General features: G+C 57.9%; 19 protein-coding genes. 15 read left to right on the top strand and 4 right to left on the bottom strand.

The annotated features are described in order from the left end of the window. On the top strand, positions 1-594 hold the full coding sequence (locus SPE70_RS09965; protein WP_023297418.1) for an ester cyclase: 594 nt from the start codon (positions 1-3) through the stop codon (positions 592-594). A gap of 89 nt (positions 595-683) precedes the next feature. Here the strand turns inward: SPE70_RS09965 and SPE70_RS09960 are convergent, their stop codons facing one another. Beyond that, a complete protein-coding gene (locus SPE70_RS09960) occupies positions 684-1,433 on the bottom strand; it encodes an SDR family oxidoreductase (protein ID WP_012542112.1) in 750 nt (249 codons plus the stop codon). A 167-nt stretch (positions 1,434-1,600) separates the two neighbouring features. On the opposite strand from SPE70_RS09960, the gene SPE70_RS09955 reads away from it, so the two are divergent. The 7 genes from SPE70_RS09955 (at position 1,601) to SPE70_RS09925 (ending at position 9,998) form a co-directional block, all read left to right on the top strand. Beyond that, complete coding sequence (locus tag SPE70_RS09955; protein ID WP_016160723.1) at positions 1,601-2,506, top strand: LysR family transcriptional regulator; 906 nt, start codon at positions 1,601-1,603, stop codon at positions 2,504-2,506. 439 nt (positions 2,507-2,945) lie between these two features. Continuing rightward, positions 2,946-3,152, top strand: coding sequence for a hypothetical protein (locus SPE70_RS09950; protein WP_224224395.1), 207 nt, complete (start codon positions 2,946-2,948; stop codon positions 3,150-3,152). 315 nt (positions 3,153-3,467) lie between these two features. Then, positions 3,468-6,161, top strand: coding sequence for a magnesium-translocating P-type ATPase (mgtA, locus tag SPE70_RS09945; RefSeq protein WP_012542116.1), 2,694 nt, complete (start codon positions 3,468-3,470; stop codon positions 6,159-6,161). Between the two features lie 75 nt (positions 6,162-6,236). Continuing rightward, positions 6,237-6,461 (top strand): hypothetical protein, encoded by a 225-nt coding sequence (locus SPE70_RS09940; RefSeq protein WP_032732804.1) that lies wholly within the window; start codon positions 6,237-6,239, stop codon positions 6,459-6,461. A 14-nt stretch (positions 6,462-6,475) separates the two neighbouring features. Further along, positions 6,476-8,128 carry a Na/Pi cotransporter family protein gene (locus SPE70_RS09935; protein ID WP_110236038.1) on the top strand — a complete coding sequence of 551 codons (1,653 nt, stop codon included), beginning with the start codon at positions 6,476-6,478 and terminating at the stop codon, positions 8,126-8,128. A 65-nt stretch (positions 8,129-8,193) separates the two neighbouring features. Beyond that, on the top strand, positions 8,194-8,538 hold the full coding sequence (locus SPE70_RS09930) for an SLOG family protein (protein WP_022065847.1): 345 nt from the start codon (positions 8,194-8,196) through the stop codon (positions 8,536-8,538). A gap of 326 nt (positions 8,539-8,864) precedes the next feature. After that, entirely contained in the window at positions 8,865-9,998 is a 1,134-nt protein-coding gene (locus SPE70_RS09925; protein ID WP_032732801.1) for an FAD-dependent oxidoreductase, read from the top strand. Positions 9,999-10,141: 143 nt separating this feature from the next. On the opposite strand, the gene SPE70_RS09920 is transcribed toward SPE70_RS09925, so the two are convergent. Beyond that, positions 10,142-10,729 (bottom strand): TetR/AcrR family transcriptional regulator C-terminal domain-containing protein, encoded by a 588-nt coding sequence (locus SPE70_RS09920; RefSeq protein WP_012542120.1) that lies wholly within the window; start codon positions 10,727-10,729, stop codon positions 10,142-10,144. A gap of 165 nt (positions 10,730-10,894) precedes the next feature. Here SPE70_RS09920 and SPE70_RS09915 point away from each other — a divergent pair, with 165 nt between their 5' ends. Beyond that, positions 10,895-12,337: a DHA2 family efflux MFS transporter permease subunit gene (locus tag SPE70_RS09915; protein WP_012542122.1), complete on the top strand. Its 1,443-nt coding sequence runs from the start codon at positions 10,895-10,897 to the stop codon at positions 12,335-12,337. Positions 12,338-12,459: 122 nt separating this feature from the next. Here SPE70_RS09915 and SPE70_RS09910 read toward each other — a convergent pair whose 3' ends face one another. Further along, positions 12,460-13,245, bottom strand: a complete 786-nt coding sequence (locus SPE70_RS09910) for an SDR family oxidoreductase (protein WP_012542123.1) — start codon at positions 13,243-13,245, stop codon at positions 12,460-12,462. A 51-nt stretch (positions 13,246-13,296) separates the two neighbouring features. After that, positions 13,297-14,193, bottom strand: coding sequence for a GntR family transcriptional regulator (locus SPE70_RS09905; protein ID WP_012542124.1), 897 nt, complete (start codon positions 14,191-14,193; stop codon positions 13,297-13,299). A 192-nt stretch (positions 14,194-14,385) separates the two neighbouring features. On the opposite strand from SPE70_RS09905, the gene SPE70_RS09900 reads away from it, so the two are divergent. Genes SPE70_RS09900 through SPE70_RS09875 form a run of 6 tightly spaced genes read left to right on the top strand, consistent with a single transcriptional unit; the run spans position 14,386 to position 20,130 of the window. Then, positions 14,386-15,198, top strand: coding sequence for an ABC transporter substrate-binding protein (locus tag SPE70_RS09900; RefSeq protein ID WP_022065841.1), 813 nt, complete (start codon positions 14,386-14,388; stop codon positions 15,196-15,198). 27 nt (positions 15,199-15,225) lie between these two features. After that, entirely contained in the window at positions 15,226-15,951 is a 726-nt protein-coding gene (locus SPE70_RS09895; RefSeq protein WP_008807665.1) for an amino acid ABC transporter permease, read from the top strand. After that, positions 15,948-16,688: an amino acid ABC transporter ATP-binding protein gene (locus SPE70_RS09890; protein WP_012968502.1), complete on the top strand. Its 741-nt coding sequence runs from the start codon at positions 15,948-15,950 to the stop codon at positions 16,686-16,688. The genes SPE70_RS09895 and SPE70_RS09890 overlap by 4 nt, the downstream gene beginning before the upstream one ends. 13 nt (positions 16,689-16,701) lie before the next feature. Then, entirely contained in the window at positions 16,702-17,877 is a 1,176-nt protein-coding gene (locus tag SPE70_RS09885; protein ID WP_049154942.1) for a M20 family metallopeptidase, read from the top strand. Then, a complete protein-coding gene (locus tag SPE70_RS09880) occupies positions 17,874-18,974 on the top strand; it encodes a mandelate racemase/muconate lactonizing enzyme family protein (RefSeq protein WP_064170190.1) in 1,101 nt (366 codons plus the stop codon). The genes SPE70_RS09885 and SPE70_RS09880 overlap by 4 nt, the downstream gene beginning before the upstream one ends. Next, positions 18,961-20,130 (top strand): M24 family metallopeptidase, encoded by a 1,170-nt coding sequence (locus tag SPE70_RS09875; RefSeq protein WP_016160709.1) that lies wholly within the window; start codon positions 18,961-18,963, stop codon positions 20,128-20,130. The genes SPE70_RS09880 and SPE70_RS09875 overlap by 14 nt, the downstream gene beginning before the upstream one ends.

The following is a 20,130-nucleotide window of genomic DNA, read 5'->3' as shown; positions in this document are numbered from 1 at the left end:
ATGACCCGCAAAATGTTACCTGCCAGCCGTAGTTTCGCTGTTGTCTGCGCGCAGGCCAGACGCGGCATCGCGCTGCGGCGCTGCGCCACAGCGCTGCTGCTTGCCGGGATATCCGGCTCCGCGTTTTCAGCCCCGCAGGGTTTGCTGAAGCCAGCCCAGCTCATCGTTGACAACGGCCTTCCCCCTGCCACACGCGTCGCCAATGAATATGTCGCCAGGCAATACGCCACGTTCTGGAATACCGGTGATGAAGCGCTGGCCCGGGCGGCGCTGGCGGGGAATTTTATCGATAAAACGCCCCCGGAAGGGCGCCGACAAGGGCCGGAAGGCGCGATCCTCGCCTCCAGAGCGTTTCGTCAGGCGGTGCCGGATTTACGCTGTGATGTCGAACAAATGATTGTGGCCGGTGACCGGGTGGTCTCACACTTACATTTTCATGGCCACTTTACCGGGACCTTCGGCACCCGGAAGGGTAAGGGACAAAATATCGATTTTATCGCCACCGATATCTATCAGATCAGCGGCGGTAAAATTGCCGCCAACTGGCATATTGAAGATAACCTGACGCTGATGAAACAGCTGGGCGCGCAATAAGCTGCCCACCCGAGCGGTGAGTAAGCGATCGCCATAACCACGAGCCCCCCGGTATCCGCCGGGGCGGCTCGCCTGGCGACAGACTGTGCTTAGATTTGCGCCATTCCGCCGTCGACATAGATCTCTGCGGCGTTAATAAAGCTCGACTCGTCAGACGCTAAAAATACCACCGTCCTGCCAATCTCCTCCGGCTCGCCCAGCCGCCCGAGCGGTACGCTGGCGGCCAGGGCGTCGAACAAGCCCTGACGGTCCGCCTCCGCGACCAGTCCTCCCAGACCCGGGGTACGCACCGGCCCCGGGCTGACGACATTGATGCGGATCCCGCGATCGTTCACCTCCAGCGCCCAGGAACGCGCCAGGCTGCGTACCGCCGCTTTACTGGCGCTATAGATGCTGAAGTTCGCCGTCCCTTTGACCGCCGCCGTAGAGCCGGTCAAAATCACCGAGGCGCCGTCGGTGAGCAGCGGCAGCGCCTTCTGGACGGTGAACACCACCCCGCGCACGTTGGTGGCGAAAATCCGCTCGACGTGCGCCTCGGTGATGGCGCTGAGCGGCAGCATATCCCCGCCGCCAGCATTGGCGAACAGCACATCCAGGCGGCCGGACTCGTCGGCAATGGTCGCAAATACCGCGTCAAGGTCGCTTAACACGGCGGCGTCGGCGCGGATCCCGCGGGCGGCGGGCCCGATGAATCTTACCGCCGCATCCAGCTCCTCCTGTCGGCGGCCGGTGATATACACCTTCGCGCCCTGCTCCGCCAGCGCTTTCGCCGACGCCAGGCCAATCCCGGTGCTGCCGCCGGTCACTAACGCCACTTTATCCGCAAGTTTTTTGCTCATGGTGCATTTCCTTGGTTAGAGTATAAACAGGCCAGGCTCGCAAAAGCGCCCCGCCGGGTATGGAAAGCACTGTAATCGCCTCAAAGAGGCGGAAAAATGGCCTAATCTGAAAAACACTTTTCCCCTCCGTGGATAATGGACGCCCGCTAACCAGGATACTGCGAATAATGGACCGATTTTCAGCCCTCAAAGCCTTCACCCGCGTTGTCGAAGCCGGCAGCTTTACCCGCGCCGCGGACTCGCTGGATATGCCCAACGCCACGCTCAGCAAAACCATCAAGCAACTGGAAGCGCACCTGGGGGTTTCCCTCCTGCAGCGCACCACCCGGCGTATTACCGTGACGCCGGAAGGACGGGAGTACTATGAAAAAGCTCGCTGCCTGCTGGAAGACCTGGAAGAGATCGACGCCTCCTTCAATACCGCCCACAATAAGCCGAAGGGCCATCTACGGATCGCCATCGGTGGGTCGACCGCGTGCGATGTGCTGATCCCGCTGCTGGCGGACTTTATGACCTCCTGGCCGGATATCCGTATCGATTTACAGGTGGCCGATAAACCCGCGGACCTCATCAGCGGCAATATTGACTGCGCCATCCGCGGCGGGCCGATGGATGACTCGACGCTGATCGCCCGTAAAATCGGCGAGGCGACGCTGGTCACCTGCGCCACCCCTGGCTATCTTCAGCGCTGCGGCACGCCCGCCTCGCCGGATGAACTCCATCATGGCCACCAGCTCATCAGCTATCTGTCGCCGGCCAGCGGCAGAGCGTTTCCGTTTCGCTTTACGCGTCACGGCGTCAGTACCGAGCTCAAGACAGAGCCCCATCTCGGCATCAATGAGAGCAACGCGCATATTGCCGCCGGCGAGGCGGGCTTAGGCATTGTGCAAACCTTTACCTATTCGCTAAAACCCGCGCTGGCAAGTGGCAAGCTGGTGGAGATCCTCGCCGCCTGGCGCCCGGCCCCCTATCCCTTTCACGTCGTCTATGCCCGGCACCGGCACGTGCCGCCCCGGCTCCGCGTCTTTATTGAATGGCTGGCGGCGGTTTTTCCGGCTGCGGTGCAGGGATAAAGCGCGTTATCTGACGCAGCGCCGAGGGTGGTCCACAATTGAACGCACTGACCGCTATTTTTCCTTTTTACGACCGTCCGAAAAACACCAATGATTAAATCTACGATTTGATGTTTCTACACAAAATATAAACGAAGATTTAAATTGATATGAATGGGTTGACAATAACATTGGCTATGGGTAGATTTCATGGGCCTAAGTTGTGGCCTTTCCTAATCTGACATAAGAGACTAATGGATACTGAATTTAGTAGCGGTCCGAATATGGCCTTAACGGTTATTCGGACAAGTAAACATAAAATCGATTGTGATCACTTCTTCGTTTTGGTGTGTCTCGCCGGAGCCTGATGCTCTCGTGTTGTCCCACCTCGACCAGAGTTTTCACGGTCCCGAGGTGTGTTATGAACTTCAAATCTACCCTTTTTCCTGGTGTCAAAACCATGACATCAACGCTGCGTGTCCGGCCGCCCCGCGATCGGGTGTCGTCTGCGCGCAAAAAACAGCAAAGCTCTATATTCTCTTCGAAAATCAGCGAGTTGAATCAACGCATTACTAACTGGCGCGTCAGTCCTGTCACCGGCCAGCTGGAGCGTCGTTGCCGCTTCTCTGATGGCGAAGACCCACAAAGTCGCCCCTTCGTCGCCTGATTCAGCCGTTACGCCGTAGGCCGTGTCTGCGCGCTATGCCGCAGCCCGTTTTCGTGCGTCACGCTGAGTTAAGTCACTGCTGGTACCTGTTTATTCACTGATGTATTCATACTTGTACATCGGCAGGAATAATCACGTCCAAATAAAACAAAATATAAACTTCACGCCTGTTTATTTTTAATAATAAACAGCGGGAAGCCCTGTGCGAAATTAATTAAAACCGATCGCTGATGCGACATCGGGCTATTTTCGGCCGCCCTTAATCCGGGTCTTACCGTAAAAAGCCTGCTGCCGCCCGGCGACAGGAGCAGCACCATGACTGTACAAATCAAGAACCGAAATAAAAAAAGCACGCTGTCTATGCGTGCCGCCCAGGAAGCCCAAAACGGTATCGCAGAAACCCTGGTCAACCTCAACACTACCCGGGAAGGGCTGCAGGAAGCCCAGGCAAATGCCCGGCTGGAGCGGGATGGCCTGAACGAAGTGACTCATGACAAGCCACCGCACGCGCTGATCCAGCTACTGATGGCGTTTAACAACCCGTTTATTTATGTGCTCGCCATTCTCGCCGGGATCAGCTTCTTCACCGACTACTGGCTGCCCACCAGCCATGGCGAAGACGGCGACCTGACGACGGTGATAATCATCGGCACCATGGTTGCCCTCAGCGGACTGGTGCGCTTCTGGCAGGAACACCGCTCGGCCAAATCGGCCGAAGCGCTGAAAGCGATGGTTCGCACCACCGCGACGGTCGTTCGTCGCGAACACGCCGGGCAAAAAGGAACGCCACGTGAAATCCCGATGCGCGAGCTGGTGGTGGGCGATATCGTGCAGCTCTATGCGGGCGACATGATCCCGGCCGACGTCCGTTTGATCGAATCACGCGACCTGTTTATCAGTCAGGCCGTCCTGACCGGCGAAGCGCTGCCGATTGAGAAGTACGACACCCTCGGCGACGTGGCGCAGAAATCCGCGCACGACAAGGCGGTTGACAACGAAAATCTGTTGGATATGCCTAACATCTGCTTCATGGGGACCAACGTTGTCAGCGGCACCGCTCAGGCGGTCGTGGTGGCGACCGGGCCAAGGACCTACTTTGGCTCACTGGCAAAAGCGATTGTCGGCACCCGGGCGCAAACGGCGTTTGACCGCGGGGTGAACAGCGTCAGCTGGCTGTTGATCCGCTTTATGCTAGTGATGGTGCCGGTGGTGTTCCTGATTAACGGCCTGATGAAGGGCGAATGGTGGGATGCCCTGCTGTTTGCTCTGGCCGTCGCCGTAGGCCTGACGCCAGAAATGCTGCCAATGATCGTCAGCGCCAACCTCGCCAAGGGCGCGGTGGCCATGGCGAAGCGTAAAGTCGTGGTTAAGCGCCTTAACGCGATTCAGAACCTGGGCGCGATGGACGTGCTGTGCACCGACAAAACCGGCACCCTGACGCAGGATAAAATCATCCTTGAGCACCACGTCGACACGCACGGTCAGAAAAATCAGTCCGTGCTGGCGCTGGCCTGGCTCAACAGCCACTATCAAAGCGGCATCAAAAACTTGATGGATCAGGCGGTCATTTACTTCTCTGAAAATGAGTCGGGCTTTGTGCAACCTCAGGGGTACAGCAAAGTCGATGAGATGCCGTTCGACTTCGTGCGCCGTCGCCTGTCGATTGTGGTGAAAGACAGCCAGAGCAATCATCTGCTGGTGTGCAAAGGCGCCGTGGAGGAGATGCTGAGCATCGCCACCCACATGGAAGAGAATGGCAAGGTTATCCCCCTCGACGATCAGCGCCGTGACGCCATGCTGGCGATGGCGAACGACTACAACAAAGACGGCTTCCGCGTTCTGGTGGTCGCTACGCGCGACATTCCGAAAGCCGAAGCGAAAAGACTGTACAGCACCGCTGATGAGCACGATCTGATTATCCGCGGCTTCCTCACCTTCCTCGATCCACCTAAGGAGAGCGCGGGTCCGGCGATTGCTGCCCTGATGGATATTGGCGTCGCAGTCAAAGTGCTGACCGGCGATAACGCGATTGTCACTACGCGGATTTGCCGCCAGGTGGGACTGGAACCAGGCGAACCGGTACTCGGCCCGCAGATTGAGGCGTTGAGCGACACGGCCCTGCAGCAGTTGGTGGAAGAGCGCACGGTGTTCGCCAAGCTAACGCCGCTGCAGAAATCACGCGTGCTGAAGGCGCTGCAGGCCAACGGTCATACGGTGGGCTTTCTCGGTGACGGCATTAACGATGCCCCTGCTCTGCGCGATGCCGACGTGGGTATCTCGGTCGACAGTGGCACCGATATCGCCAAGGAATCGGCCGACATCATCTTGCTGGAAAAGAGCCTGATGGTGCTGGAAGAAGGCGTTATCAAAGGCCGCGAGACATTTGGCAACATTATGAAATACCTGAACATGACCGCCAGCTCCAACTTCGGCAACGTGTTCTCGGTACTGGTGGCCAGCGCGTTCATTCCGTTCCTGCCGATGCTCGCGATCCAGTTGCTGCTGCAAAACCTGATGTACGACATCTCCCAGCTCGCGCTGCCGTGGGACAAAACGGACAAAGAGTTCCTGAGCAAACCGCGCAAGTGGGATGCAAGAAACATCGGCCGCTTTATGGTCTGGATTGGCCCGACCTCGTCCATTTTTGACATGACGACCTTTGCGCTGATGTGGTTTGTGTTCAGCGCTAACAGCGAACACATGCAGACCCTGTTCCAGTCCGGCTGGTTCGTTGAAGGCCTGCTGTCGCAGACGCTGGTGGTGCACATGCTGCGTACCCAGAAAATTCCGTTCATTCAGAGCACCGCCGCCTGGCCGGTACTGATGATGACCGGTCTGATTATGGCTATTGGAATTTACGTGCCGTTCTCTCCGCTTGGGCCGTTGGTTGGGCTGCAGGCGCTGCCGTGGCAGTACTTCCCGTGGCTGGTCGGCACCCTGCTCGCCTACTGCTGCGTGGCGCAGGGCATGAAAACGTTCTACATCCGTCGCTTCAGGCAGTGGCACTAATTCTGCGTTAAAGACGGTGATTCACGTGCCGCTTCGGCGGCACCTTTCAGGCAGGCCACACAGGCTGGAAGCATTATGGAAAAGCAACATTCCCTCATTTTCCTGATTAAAAATAAGACCATCGCGTTGATTGTCTTATTTTTAATGAAAATAACCCGCACCCTTCGCGTCCGTGCCCTGGCATGGTACGCCGGAGGGAAGATTAACTATCAACACACTAAAGCATTACTGAACCTCGCCAGCGCCACACATCGTTTTTCGATCAGGTTACTGCGTTTTATTTCACTACCCGCCCTGTAGAGGGGGAATTCATAATGTCCGGAACCACTCTGTTAATTCACCTGGCTGGCGCCATCGCATTGCTGCTCTGGGGCAGCCATATGATTTCAACGGCGCTGCAGCGCGGCTTCGGCACGCCGCTGCGCAACTGGATGGGACGCCACCTCACTAACCGCTGGACCGCCCTGCTCTCCGGCATTGGCATTACCGGCATTCTGCAAAGCAGCACGGCGGTCAGTATGATGGCGACGTCATTTACCGCCGCAGGTACGCTAAGCCTTGCCCCCGCGCTTGCGGTGATGCTCGGCGCCAACATCGGCTCCACGCTGGTGGTCCAGCTGATGAGCTTTAACATGGAAATCGCCATTCCGCTGCTTCTGCTGGCCGGGTTTGTGGTTTTCAAGCTACGCGACCATTCCAGCTTTGAAAGCGTGGGCTGCGCCCTGATTGGCCTCGGCCTGATGCTACTGGCGCTGCATTTACTGGGTGGCACGCTGCAGGACATTGAGGTCACGCCGGTGTTTCATGCCGTGATGCAGGGGCTACAGGGCGATATTTTCATTGCCCTGCTGGTGGCGGCGCTCCTGACGCTCCTGTGCCACTCCAGCGTGGCGATGATTTTGCTGATCGCCTCCCTCGCCGGTACCGGCACGCTGACCCCGTCTACGGCCCTGGTGCTGGTGCTTGGCGCCAACATCGGCGGCGCGTTACCGCCGGTGTTAAACGCCGGGTCCGCGGTGGCCCGCCGCCTGCCGGTTGGCAACCTGATGGTCCGCCTGTCCGGCTGCGCGCTGGCGTTACTGCTTCTGCCGTTGCTGATGGCGATCGCCCGTAAATCCGGGCTGAACACGCCGCAGCTGGTAGTGTGGTTTCATACCGCCTTTAGCGTGGCGCTCGCGCTGCTATTTATCGGCCTGAACGTGCCAATGGCTCGCTTCCTGGAGCGACTGTTTCCGGAAGAAGAGCGCGTAGGCGACCCGGGTATGCCGATGTATCTCGACGATGCGGGTCTGGAAGTGGCTTATATCGGCCTGTCCAATTCGGTTCGCGAATCGCTGCGCGCCGCCGACATGCTAACCATCATGCTGGACCGACTGCTGGTGCTGTTTGTGACCCAGGAAAAACAGGCTGCCGATGACATCCGCCAGCTGGAGCAGTCGGTCGATCTGCTCAGCGCGGCGGTTCGCGCCTACCTCGCCGACATTGGTCAGGACGGGCTGAATGATGCGGATGCCGATCGTGCCCAGGAGATCCTGATGTTCATCATCAATGTTGAGCACGCGGGCGACATTCTCTCCAGCAATCTGACCCAGCTGGCCACGCGCCGCGCACGCCGGGGAGAGCAGTTTAACGACTTTGAATTACACCATATTCGCCTGCTGCATGCGGAGATCCTCACCAGCCTGAACTTAGGAATAGCGGCATTCCTGCGTGAAGACTTGTCTGCTGCCCACCAGCTGGTGCAGCGCAAAGAAACCATCCGCCAGCTGGAGGCCTCCGCCAGCCGCGAGCACTTCAAAAAACTGCGGGAGGACAAGAATGCCTGGGCGGAATCCGGCGACATTTTCCAGCGGGTGCTACGGGACTACCGCCGCGTGCATCACCATATCGCCGCCGTCGCCTACCCGGTCATTGACCGCCTGGGCGATACCTCGCTGCGGTTTATTGAAACGCCGCCGGATGTTTAAAAAACAATAACCGCCAGCGCGCGGACGAGATCCTTTTCAAGGCAAGCAACGTTAAGGTACAAAAAATGCGAGTGTTAATCTGCTCGGGTCGGTTTTATGCCGACACCCATACCATCACCCATGTGCTGGATCTCTATGCCCGTACACAGACAATTAACGTGTTGATTCACGGAGGGCACCAGGCGCTGGGCGGCGCGATAGAAAACTGGGCGCGCGGGATCGACGTTCACGTGATCCGCTACCCGGCAAACTGGGCGCTGCACGGAAAATATGCGGAGACAAGGCGCAATTTGTTTATGCTGGAAGATAGCCGCCCTGACGTACTGCTGGCATTTCCTGGCGGAGAAGATACGGCGGAGTGCATAAAGATGGCGAAACACAGAGGGATCCGCGTCATCGACGTCGTTTAACCTGAGTGGGTGAAGTTCGGTGACCATGGCCACAGGCTGGCGTCCGCTGAAGGGGTATTGAATGACGGCCTTGACGATTAACCAGCAATGGTCAATATAGAGAACCTTGCTCGTCTAAGTGTAAGCTGAGCGCAGAGAGGACAGTCAGGCGGGGGGCCCGGCCCCCCAATTGTCCGGGAACATTATGGGCAATACCGCTCAGCATACCCTCAGGCTTCCGTTGGTCCACGGGATGAGATTTCACGTCCACCCCCCTTATTCGCGCGGTATCGAAACCAGGAACAGCCGGACAACGACACCCGCCATACCTTACCTGGAGCGAAAAAATGACCTCATCCATTGCCATCGTCGGTGCAGGACTCGGCGGCCTCATGCTCGCACGTGTTTTACATGTTCACGGCATTTCCTCTGTGGTCTACGAAGCTGAAGCCTCTCCCGAGGCCCGCCCACAAGGTGGCTTGCTGGATATCCACGATCATAATGGCCAGCGGGCGCTGATAGCGGCAGGCCTGTACGATGCCTTCCGGGCCCTTATTCTTCCTGGTGGTCAATCCACGCGCGTACTCGATAAAGAGGGCAACGTATTGTTCGAGCAGTTCGATGATGGTTTGGGCGGCCGACCAGAAGTCTCTCGCGGCGCGCTTCGCACGCTGCTGCTGGAGTCGCTTCCTGCGGACACCGTGCAATGGGGCCGTAAAGTGGCAGATATCGTCCCCCATGATGACGGCACGCATAGTTTGTACTTTACGGATGGCGCCACCACCAGGGTCTCCCTGGTGGTGGGCGCAGATGGTGCCTGGTCGCGTGTCCGCGCTCTGGTCACCGATGCTGTCCCTGCCTATGCGGGATTTTCGTATGTCGAGCGCTGGCTTAGTCACGTTGATACTGATCATCTGGCTTGCGCGCAAGCAGTAGGCCGCGGCTCATTTTTTGCGCTCTCGCCAGGCAAGGGTATCATGGCGCACCGGGAGCCTGGCGGCGTGATCCACGTTTACATTGCTCTGTGCCAACCCCAGGCCTGGTTCGCTGACGTGACGTCCGCTAATGCACAGGTTGACGTGCAACGCATAGTCGATGAATTCGATGGCTGGGCGCATCCACTGCAAACATTGATTACGGAGGGTGATGGTGAGCCCGTATTGCGCCCTATTCACTTTTTACCTCCCGGACTTCGATGGCCGCGAACAGCAGGCGTAACGCTGTTGGGCGACGCCGCGCATCTTATGCTGCCGTTCGGCGAAGGCGCTAATCTCGCGTTAGAGGATGGCGCTGAGCTGGGACTCGCGATTGCGGCCAATGCAGATAATCCTGAAGCCGCGCTGTCCGCTTATGAAGAACAGATGTTTATCCGCGTCGAAAGTGCGGCCAACGACGCGCAGGCAATGGCAGGCATTCTCTTTGGGGACGAGACACCCGGCGCGTTGTTGCATTTTTTTAACCAGTATAAAACAGGATCCTGATCCCCGACGCTGCGGTGATTCTTGCGCCATGAACAAATAACCCTCCCGCCATCGGGAGGTCAATGTTCAGTAATGTCCGGAGAATAACGCTCCGGATATAAAATCATTAAAACGCTGTCGCAATAGCTGAAATCTGGAACGAGTTATTTTAATAACCCCTTCATGATCAAAGACAGACCGAACTCAAAACAGGTATCCGGATGTTGGTGGGTAAGCGCATCGATACGACTGATTTCTGTTGAGGGTGTAGACAATCTTTCATCATCATGTCTGTCTGTACGAGACTGCTCCTCCAATACGCATCCCAGGGTATATTCGCTAATAGTGAGTAATATCATTGCGGCTTCGGCCTCAGAAAAGCCGGCCCGCATAAGGTAAGCCACCTTTGGGTAGAACGTTTCCCCTCCTACCCGCGCCGGTGTTGTCCCCGCATGGAGCAGTGCGCCATCCCGATGAGCGAGAAGCGCGCGGCGGAAACTGCGCGCGTTATTTGCCAGCCAGTCTGCCCACTCGGCCGTGTCTTCAGCCAGCGGAAGCGAATGGTGCCTGGCCAAAACAGTTGCGGCCATCTCTTCCAGTAAGCTGGCCTTGTTCCTGAAATGCCAGTACAGCGTTGCGGATTCTACCCCCAGCTTTTGCGCCAGCTTTCGCGTCGTTATCGCTTCCAGCCCGACTTCATCTAAGAGTGCTAATGCAGCATTAATGACCTGATCCCGCTGAATTTTAGCCATGGTGTTCATCCTGTTGTTAATGCATCCAACCGAGCCCGTGGTAGATGAAAAGAGATCTTCTCCTGACCAGGAGCCTACCGGCGCCATTGATGAAAATAAATCTATCATTGATAGAAAAATTGATCAATGATAGATTTTTAACGCATCGCACCTAAAGGTCATCCCATGAATATCAATCGAGATACGCAGGTAAAGAAAACAAACCATGCTGGCCCCATCAATGCCATCCCGCCGGTTTTGTGGATGCAAGCCGCCATCATCACCCTTGGTGCATTCGCTACCATGCTCTCATCCACCATGCTCAGTGCTGCGCTTCCGACCATGGCAAACGGCCTTGGGGTGACGGACGCCTCCATCCAGTGGATAGCCACCGCGTACCTCATGGCGCTGGCCGCAGGCGTTCCGGTTAGCGCATGGGCGGTAAAACGGTTTGGCGCCACCCAACTTTGGCTCTATGCACTTATTTTATTTGGTGTTTTCTCGGCAGTTTGCGCGTTATCCCCGAATATCGAGGTGCTGCTCACCGCCAGAATAATGCAAGGTCTGGCAGGCGGGTTACTCGTGCCGGCCGGGCAGACGATCCTGGGTCTGGTGGTCGGTCGTGAGCGCCTCGGGCGGATCATTGGTACGATAGGCGTGGCTATCGTCATTGCGCCCTTACTGGGAACGTCTCTGGGGGCCGTGCTGCTTCAGGTCTGCGGATGGCGAGTCTTGTTTTTTATTAATGTCCCCTTATCTCTCTGTGCCTGGCTTGCGGGATGGAAATTACTCCCTCGCCCGACAATAAAAAATGATAAGCCGCTCTCCCTGGACTGGATGGGGTTAATACTGATTCTTTGTAGCCTTCCCCTGCTCATGGAGGGTATTAAAGGCGTCAGCCTGAATAGTGGTGAAAATAGCGGGAACATTATCTTACTCAGCGTGGGCGCACTGTTTATCGGCTTGTTTATCTTTCGCTCTTTTCGCATTGACTCGCCTTTACTTCATCTCAGCCTTTTCAAACATCGTGGCTTCACATTATCGGCGTTGCTGATGGCTATCGGAGGTGCGGTGAATTTTGGTGGACAGTTCCTGCTCCCGTTGTATTTCCGCGACGTTTGCCATGAAGCATTGGCTGACGTGGGTTTGCTCCTTACCCCGCAGTTAATCGGTTCTGCCATAGGATTCCCGGTCGCCGGTTATTTCTCAGACCGGCTGGGTCCTCGCGTGGTGCTGATCGTTGGCGGCTTGATCTCGGTGTTAGCGACATGGCCGCTGGCCATGATTGATGGAGGCAGTAGCTACCTCCTGGTCGGTAGCGCACTCGCTATCAGAGGGTTCGGTTTAGCCCTTGCGACAGTGCCGGCGATGGCGGCAGGCCTGGCGATGGCGGGTACCCGTCATGTTTCTGATGCAGCACCGATTCTCAACATCCTGCAGCGTGTTGGCGCGATGGCTGGCGCGGCCCTGGTGACGGCGTGCTACGTCAGACTGGCGCATACGCAGGGTAGCTTAGCCGCCTTTCAGCACGCCGGGTGGATACTGATCAGCGGCGCCATACTGCTCACCCTTTCAGCACTTTTCATGGTGAACCATCAGGGATCATCAACGCGGGAAGAAACAAGATAACCGGTCTGGCGTCCTGTCCCGCACCCGGTACGCAATAGTTAACACCTCATTCTGAATGAGCGCGAGAGAGGCGTGAATGCCAGTCAACGACACCAGCGACTGGCATTGCACGCGACTCCCCACTAAACCGAACCAATCAATCCGCCATCGACCCGGATCACCGCCCCGGTAATGTAGCTGGCAGGCTGGCTTGCCAAAAAGGCAGCGGTAGCGCCGTACTCATGGGGGTGGCCATAACGTCCCGCCGGAATGCTCAGACGACTCTTCTCCGCGACCGCTTCCGCAGTGGAATGTTCCCGTTTCGCCTTGATAGCATCCAGCTGACCCACCCGGTCGGTAGCAATGCGCCCAGGCACCATCACATTCACCGTGACGCCGTCGGCCGCCACTTCAGCGGCAAGGGTTTTCGACCAGCCGAGTAAGCTCATGCGCAGCGCATTCGACAGGGCGAGACCCGGAATAGGGGCAATCACACCGGACGAGGTGGAGGTAATAATGCGTCCCCAGCCACGGCTGCGCATGGCGGGCAGTAGTTTATCGGTGAGCTGGATTAACGAGGCGACCATCACTGAAAATTGCTGTTGCCAGACGGCGCCGTCCGTCCCCTGTGCCAGCGTGGGCGGTGGGCCACCGGAATTATTGACCAGAATATCGATGTCGCCCCAGTGCTCGCGGATATCGGCGATGACCGTATCAAACTGTTCCGGGACGGCAAAATCCAGCGGCCAGGCGCGGGCGGTACCGCCCAGCTGAGTGATGCGTTCCACCGTTTGCGCCAGCTTCTCTCTGTTGCGGCCTGTCACGGCGACCTTCACGCCTTCCTGCGCCAGCGAGCAGGCGATAGCCTGTCCAAGACCACTTCCCGCACCGCAAACCAGTGCCACACGCTGTTGTATCTGCAAATTCATAAATGCTCCTGATTGTATTTTCAGGAGCATTATGTGCAATAGTGATGCCAGTTATACGCGTGGGCTTTTTACATTGACCTGGTCAAACGCGTATTGCAGGTGTTTTCTCATCAACTCTGCCGCCTGTTCCTGTTTGTTCTCTCGCAGGGCATCAATGATGGCAACGTGCTCTTCGCACCACTCTTTTACGCGACGCTTATTGTGATAGCTACCAAATTCCAGCAGGCGGCGCAGCCGGTTTTGCTGCTGAATAGCCTGTAATACAAACAGGTTGCCGCTGGCCTCTGCCAGCAACTCATGAAACGCCGCATCGGTTTCGAAAATCTCTTTGGCCGGGACCTGCGTAATGTCCGGGTGGGTGATGAGTCTCAGATGCCGGGCGCGCAGACGTTTAAGCATCTGCCGGTCAACATGCAGGTTGGGCGTCAGCAACGCCATCGGTTCAATCATCAGGCGAAAACCGTAGCTATTGCGCAGAGCGATATCGGAGTTCAGGGTTTGCAGAAAGCGCCAGCCATGCCCTGCATTGCGGGCAATCAGGCCATCCTCCGATAGCTTCACCAGTGTACGGGTCAGCACGCCGCGATCAACATCATAGCGCTGGCTGATTTCGGTCTGGGTAAAGGATTCCGGCAGGATACCTGCAATGCGGTCATGGACCAGTTGCTCGTACAACTTCTGGTCATTGCTCTTGGACTGCTCAATCTCCAGCTGATCCAGCTCATTACTGCGTTTAAGCAGGAAAAAACCCTGGTTTGGCCGCGCTTCAACCGCCCCCATTCGGGTCAGTTCCTTGAGCCCGGCACGTACCGGCGTACGCGAAACACCCAACGCATCGGCAAGATGTTGCTCACGTAAATGATGACCTGGATCGAATCTTGCTTCAGATATCAGGTCGAGTATTTGCCGGGCTATCCGGCGACTGCTCGCAGTGGAGTCAGGCTGCATGAATTCACGATTCCCTGAAGTGCATTGTTGTGGTCGATATATACAATATCACGAGCAACAAAACGCAGCAAAGTAAAGCAAGGAGTGCACGCTTAACGTGCAATACGCACCAGAATGAGACATTTTTTTCACACGCATAATTGTATTTATTGACTCACTAAATTCAATTTAAACCTTAGCCAGGAGACGACTATGTCCAGCAATTCTTTTCTGTTTCGCCATGTGCGTACTTTGATGTTCGCGCTGACCGCCCTGCCGCTGGTCAGCCATGCGGCGGTGGAAACCATCGCCAAGGGTCAACTGACCTATGGAACGGCAGCGACGTTCATGCCTTTTGAATACGTGAAAGCAGGCAAGCTTACCGGCTTCGATATCGACCTGATCAACGCGCTAAGCAAAGAGATCCAACTGACGCCGGCGCCAATGCCGATGGAATTCAAAGGGCTTATTCCGGCGCTGCAGGGTAAACGTCTGGATATCATCAACTCCGCCATGTACGTCAATCCGACCCGTGCCGAGCAGGTTGACTTCGTACCCTATCTGAAAATCGGCAGCCGCGTGGTGGTCCGCAAAGGTAACCCGGCCAACATCACCGGACGTGACCTGAGCCTCTGCGGCAAAAACATCGCCGTGACGCTCGGCGGGATCGAAGAGAGCCAGGCGCGGGCAGACAATCAGCGCTGCGTGGAGGCCAAAAAACCGGCCATCAACGTCATGACGTTCCCCGCCGCCACCGATTCCGCCGTGGCCGTCGCCCAGGGACGTGCCGATGCCGAGTTCCTCTCCACGCCGGGCACCGTCGCCCTGTTTACCGAAAAAGCCGGCATGTTCGAAGCGGTTGGCGCTGAGTTCGAAGCGAATACTCACATCGCCTTTGCCGTGCGTAAAGGCGATACCGCAACCCAGGCCCTGCTGGAGCAAGGTCTGCAGAGCCTCGTCAAAAATGGCACCTACACGCAACTGATCAAGAAGTGGAACTTCCCAGACTCCGTTGCCCTTTTCTAACCCGTTTGCCATTAACCGGAGAACGCTATGTCGATCGATTTAATGTGGCAGTACTTCCTCTCCCCCGAATTTATTCGGGGTGCGTGGATGACGCTACTGATTACCCTCTGCTCACTGTTGTGTGGCGTGGTGCTGGGCCTGGTGTTGGCGCTGTTGCAGGAAGCGCCGTTTCGCGCCGGGAAAGGGCTGGCCTTTTTCTACCTGTGGCTGTTTCGCGGGACGCCGGTGCTGTTCCAGATAATCTTTGTCTACAACGTGCTGCCAGGCTTCGGCTTACGCTTCTCCGCGTTTACCTGTGCAGTGCTGGCCCTTTCGCTCAATGAAGGCGCCTACATGGCGGAAATTCTGCGCTCTGGCCTGCAGGCGGTGAAAAGCGGCCAGCGCACCGCCGGCATGGCGCTGGGGATGACTCACGGCCAGATCATGCGAAAAATCGTTCTGCCTCAGGCCGCACGCATCGTTCTGCCGCCGATGGGTAACCAGATGATCAGCATGCTGAAATCGAGCGCGCTGGTCTCGGTTATCGCCGTTCAGGAACTGCTGCTGGTCGCTAACCAGGCCGCCAGCGCCAGCTTCCGTTACTTCGAAGCGCTTTGCGCTGCGGGCATCTATTACCTGCTGCTCACCAGCCTGTTCATGATCTTCCAGTCGTGGCTGGAACGCGTGCTGGATCCCAGGCAGCGCCGCAGCAAAAGCCAGAAGCGGCTGACTCGCCTGTTTAAATTACCGAAAACCGTCCGGGAGGAACCATGAGTGAGAAACCGCTGCTGGAGATGATCGGCATTGATAAGACTTTTGGTCGCCAGACCGTACTCAAAAACTGCTCTCTGACCGTGCAACGCGGAGAAACCGTGGTGCTGATTGGCCCGTCCGGCTCGGGAAAATCCACCCTGCTACGCTGCGTCAACATGCTCTCGCCCGCCGACAGCGGCGATGTGTTCTTCGCCAGCCAGCACATCAGCCGGGGCGATGTGCCGGCGCACAAACTGCGTCAGCGCATTGGCATGGTGTTCCAGAACTACGAGCTGTTCTCGCACCTGACCGCAGCGGAAAACATCATGCTGGCCCCGATGACGGTGTTGGGAATGAACCGTATTGATGCCCGCAAACTGGCGGACAACCTGCTGGCAAAAGTGCGCATCAACGAACGTGCAGACCATTTTCCGGACGAGCTCTCCGGCGGACAGCAGCAGCGCGTGGCGATTGCCCGGGCGCTGGCGATGAAGCCCGAGCTGATGCTCTACGACGAGCCCACTTCCGCCCTCGACCCGGAGATGATCCGTGAAGTGCTTGAAGTCATGGCGGAGCTCAGCGCGGAAGGCATGACCAGCATGGTGGTGACTCACGAAATGGGCTTCGCCCGTCGGGCCGCTAACAAAATTCTGTTTATGGAAGACGGCGAAATTATCGATCGCGCCAACACCAGCGATTTCTTCGCCGGCCATGTCAGCGACCGCGCGCAGCGCTTCCTGACGCAAATATTACATTAATCACGGAGTTCCTATGTCCAGTTATCAGGTTGACAGCGCTCGTATGAAAAAGGACTTAGCGACGCTGGTTGCCATCAACACGGAGAATCCACCGGGCCATGAGCGCGAAGCCGCCGAATGTCTGGAAGGCTGGCTGCTGACCGCCGGGTTCGATCTCTCCTTTAGCGAATACGCACCGGGGCGGACCAACGTTATCGCCATTCTGAACAATGGACCGGGGCCGTGTTTCGCCTTTAACACCCACCTTGACACCGTTCCGGCGGGCAGCGGCTGGGCCAGCGATCCCTTCACGCTCACCGAGCGTGACGGACGCCTGTACGGACGCGGCGCCTGCGATGCCAAAGGCCCGCTGGTGGCGATGGTTGAAGCCCTGCGTCTGCTGGCTGCCAACCGTCAGCAGTGGTCCGGCACATTGATGGGGGTGTTCACCGCCGATGAAGAGGTCGCCAGCGAAGGGGCGAAATTCTACGTCCGCGATAATCCGCCGGCGATTGATTTCGCGGTGATTGGCGAGCCGACCTCAAATGCCACCTTCTCCGCCCACAAAGGCAGCTTACGTCCTCGCGTGCGGGTTAAAGGCGTCACCGCGCATTCTGGTACGCCGGAGCTGGGGGTTAACGCGATTTACCAGTCGGCGCGCCTTTTAGGGTTGATTGAAGAAGCCCACCACCAGCAGGTGCGTTGCCGCTGCCACGATCTGGTCGGCAACGCCAGCCTGACGGTAACCCGCATCCACGGCGGCCATGCGGACAACGTGGTGCCAGACAGCTGTGAGCTGCTGCTTGACCGTCGCATGGTTCCGGGCGAAGACGAAGAGGTCGTCAAAGCCGAACTGCAGCAACTGCTCGACCACGCATACGCACATGCAGGTGTGGAAGCCGAAATTATCGCCTGGCAGCCCACTACCGGCGGCGCGACGCAAACCGACAGCCGCGAAGCCATTGTCGAGCAAAGCCTTGCTGCCTGTCGCCGTCATGGGCAGAGCGAACCCGGCCCGTTTGGTTTTCAGGGGGGATGTGACCTGGTGCATTTCCGTTCGCTGGGCGCAAAAGGCGTCGTGATTGGCCCCGGTTCGCTGGCCGTGGCTCACAAACCCGATGAATTTGTCCCTGTCGATGAATTTATCGCAGCGGCCTACCTCTATCTCGATATTGCGCTCGCCATGCTGCCGCCGGAGCCCGGTTTATGAAAGCGCAGCTCTTTCGGGGAGATCTGCATTACGCCGATGTGACGCTGCATACCGCTGCCTCTGGTCCGGTGACGGCGCTCGACACGCTCTGGCTGCGTCTGGAAGACCAGGGGGTGACCGGGATTGGCGAAGTGCGGCTCAACATTCGCTACCTGCATGGCTACCGCGAAGAGCAGGTGCTGAACAACCTGCTTCAGATACTTCGCCGCTGGGACTGGCGCCAGGCGCCCGCCGCGCGACTCGCCGCGCTAGATGACGAAGACTGCACGCTCCTGCCGCCATCGCGCATGGTGCTGGATATGGCCTTGCACGACCTGCTGGCGCGTCAGCAAGGGGTAAGCGTTGCCGCCTGGCTGGGGGCGCGGGATGACCTGCCTGCGTGGCACACCAACCAGACCCTGTTCTGGGGCAGCGAGAGACAGATGCTGGAGCAGGCGCAACGCTATGTCGTTCGCGGTTTCACCCAGCTGAAGTTGCGCACAGGCGTGGCGGATTTCGCTACCGACCTGGCCCGTCTGCAACGGCTGCGCCAGCGGTTCGGCCAGCAGATTTCGCTGGCGATTGACGTGAACGGCCAGTGGTCTCTGGCGCAGGCTCACGCGGCATTCCCGTCTCTGCGCGAGCTGAAGCTCAGCTACATCGAACAGCCGTTAAGCCCGGCAAACGACAGCCAGCTTGCGGAGCTGTACGCCTACGGCATCCCGATCATGCTCGACGAAAGCCTCAACAGTGATGCCGCCATCACCCGGCTGATCGCCGCCAAAGGTGCGCTGTGGGGGCATCTCAAACTGGTGAAACTGGGTGGCCTTGCGCCGACGCTGGCCGCCGCCAACCGGCTGCGACTCGCCGACGTGCCATTCATGATTGGCCAGATGAATGAAGGCCATGCTGCCACCGCCGCCGCGCTCCAGCTGTGTCGTGTCGTGCAACCGGCATTTGCCGAGCTGTATGGCGCCGATGGCTTAACGGATGATCCCGTCAGCGGGCTGGAATACCGCAATGGCCTGGTCACCGTCAATGACTCACCCGGTCTGGGCGTGCAGTTTAATGCCGCGCAGGCCCACTTACTCCAGGAGTTTACTCATGCAAGATGTTAACAATGTGATTCAGGGCAGTGAGTCCGCCTTTAGCGCTGATGAATATGCGCAACGCATTCGACGCACCCGCGAACGCTTAAGCCGCGCGGGCGTGGACGTCATGATCGTTACCGGCCCGGAAAACATTTTCTGGCTCACCGGTCAGCAAACACCGGGCTATTACACCTTCCAGGCGCTGTTGCTGCCGGTAGAAGGGGATCCGGTGTTTGTGATTCGCCAGCTCGAATACTTTAACTTTATCGCCAACACCTTTATTTCTGACGCCGCCATCTACCAGGATGGCGATAACCCGGTGGATTTCCTGGTGGGCATGCTGCAACAGCGCGGCTGGCTCCACAAACGGATTGGGCTGGACAAACGCGGTTGGTTCCTGCCGGTTGCCGTGTATGAAGCCCTGCAGGCCAGGCTCGGCACCATTGCCGATACCGCGGGCGTCATCGAGCCGCTGCGCGCCGTGAAATCGGCGGCGGAGGTGGAAAAAATCGCCATCGCAGCGCGCTATGTGGACGCGGGCATGCGCGCGGGCATGGCGGCGATTCGCAGCGGCGCAGACGAAAACGCGCTGGTCTCGGCGATGATGGGGGCCGCCATTGCCGCCGGTTCCGAGTATGTCGGCATGGAACCGCTGGTCTCGACCGGCCCACGCAGCGGCGTGCCGCATGGCACATGGCGTCGTCGGGTGATGCAGGATAACGACCCGGTATTTCTGGAAATGTCAGCGGCTCACGACCGCTACCACGCCGCGATGATGCGCTCCGCCTGGCTGGGGCGGCCGCCCGCTATCGCCATCGAAATGGAAAAAGTGTGTCAGGAAGCCCTGCAGGCCTCTCTTGATGCCATTCGTCCAGGCGCCACCTGCGAAGCGCCGCACCTGGCCTGCCAGAAGGTGATTGATCGCGCCGGGTTCACCGAAAACTTCAAAAAACGCACCGGTTACTCCATCGGTATCGCCTTTGCGCCGGACTGGGGCGAAGGCGGCATTCTCAGTCTGTATCGTGGCGTCACCACTGAGCTGCAGCCAGGAATGACCTTCCACATTCCACCGGCTCTGCGGATCTACGGTCAATTTACCGTCGGCGTCAGTGAAACCGTGGTGGTGACCGAAACCGGATATCGTCAGCTGGGTTCCCTGGCTCGCCCTCTCACACTGCTGTAA

This window comes from Klebsiella sp. ZJOU C1 (assembly GCF_035620215.1).
Classification (GTDB): domain Bacteria; phylum Pseudomonadota; class Gammaproteobacteria; order Enterobacterales; family Enterobacteriaceae; genus Klebsiella; species Klebsiella variicola.
The sequence above is the reverse complement of the archived record's forward strand: the minus strand, read 5'-3'. Positions and strand labels throughout refer to the sequence as shown.

What these genes read in the sequence shown, in the direction of transcription:
- SPE70_RS09950 (WP_224224395.1), top strand. Translation starts at nt 2,946, where the DNA reads ATGACATCAACGCTGCGTGTCCGGCCGCCCCGCGATCGGGTGTCGTCT.
- SPE70_RS09900 (WP_022065841.1), top strand. Translation starts at nt 14,386, where the DNA reads ATGTCCAGCAATTCTTTTCTGTTTCGCCATGTGCGTACTTTGATGTTC.
- SPE70_RS09925 (WP_032732801.1), top strand. Translation starts at nt 8,865, where the DNA reads ATGACCTCATCCATTGCCATCGTCGGTGCAGGACTCGGCGGCCTCATG.
- SPE70_RS09915 (WP_012542122.1), top strand. Translation starts at nt 10,895, where the DNA reads ATGAATATCAATCGAGATACGCAGGTAAAGAAAACAAACCATGCTGGC.
- SPE70_RS09890 (WP_012968502.1), top strand. Translation starts at nt 15,948, where the DNA reads ATGAGTGAGAAACCGCTGCTGGAGATGATCGGCATTGATAAGACTTTT.
- SPE70_RS09960 (WP_012542112.1), bottom strand. Translation starts at nt 1,433, where the DNA reads ATGAGCAAAAAACTTGCGGATAAAGTGGCGTTAGTGACCGGCGGCAGC.
- SPE70_RS09880 (WP_064170190.1), top strand. Translation starts at nt 17,874, where the DNA reads ATGAAAGCGCAGCTCTTTCGGGGAGATCTGCATTACGCCGATGTGACG.
- SPE70_RS09965 (WP_023297418.1), top strand. Translation starts at nt 1, where the DNA reads ATGACCCGCAAAATGTTACCTGCCAGCCGTAGTTTCGCTGTTGTCTGC.
- SPE70_RS09955 (WP_016160723.1), top strand. Translation starts at nt 1,601, where the DNA reads ATGGACCGATTTTCAGCCCTCAAAGCCTTCACCCGCGTTGTCGAAGCC.
- SPE70_RS09935 (WP_110236038.1), top strand. Translation starts at nt 6,476, where the DNA reads ATGTCCGGAACCACTCTGTTAATTCACCTGGCTGGCGCCATCGCATTG.
- SPE70_RS09930 (WP_022065847.1), top strand. Translation starts at nt 8,194, where the DNA reads ATGCGAGTGTTAATCTGCTCGGGTCGGTTTTATGCCGACACCCATACC.
- SPE70_RS09905 (WP_012542124.1), bottom strand. Translation starts at nt 14,193, where the DNA reads ATGCAGCCTGACTCCACTGCGAGCAGTCGCCGGATAGCCCGGCAAATA.
- SPE70_RS09875 (WP_016160709.1), top strand. Translation starts at nt 18,961, where the DNA reads ATGCAAGATGTTAACAATGTGATTCAGGGCAGTGAGTCCGCCTTTAGC.
- SPE70_RS09940 (WP_032732804.1), top strand. Translation starts at nt 6,237, where the DNA reads ATGGAAAAGCAACATTCCCTCATTTTCCTGATTAAAAATAAGACCATC.
- SPE70_RS09895 (WP_008807665.1), top strand. Translation starts at nt 15,226, where the DNA reads ATGTCGATCGATTTAATGTGGCAGTACTTCCTCTCCCCCGAATTTATT.
- SPE70_RS09920 (WP_012542120.1), bottom strand. Translation starts at nt 10,729, where the DNA reads ATGGCTAAAATTCAGCGGGATCAGGTCATTAATGCTGCATTAGCACTC.
- mgtA (WP_012542116.1), top strand. Translation starts at nt 3,468, where the DNA reads ATGACTGTACAAATCAAGAACCGAAATAAAAAAAGCACGCTGTCTATG.
- SPE70_RS09885 (WP_049154942.1), top strand. Translation starts at nt 16,702, where the DNA reads ATGTCCAGTTATCAGGTTGACAGCGCTCGTATGAAAAAGGACTTAGCG.
- SPE70_RS09910 (WP_012542123.1), bottom strand. Translation starts at nt 13,245, where the DNA reads ATGAATTTGCAGATACAACAGCGTGTGGCACTGGTTTGCGGTGCGGGA.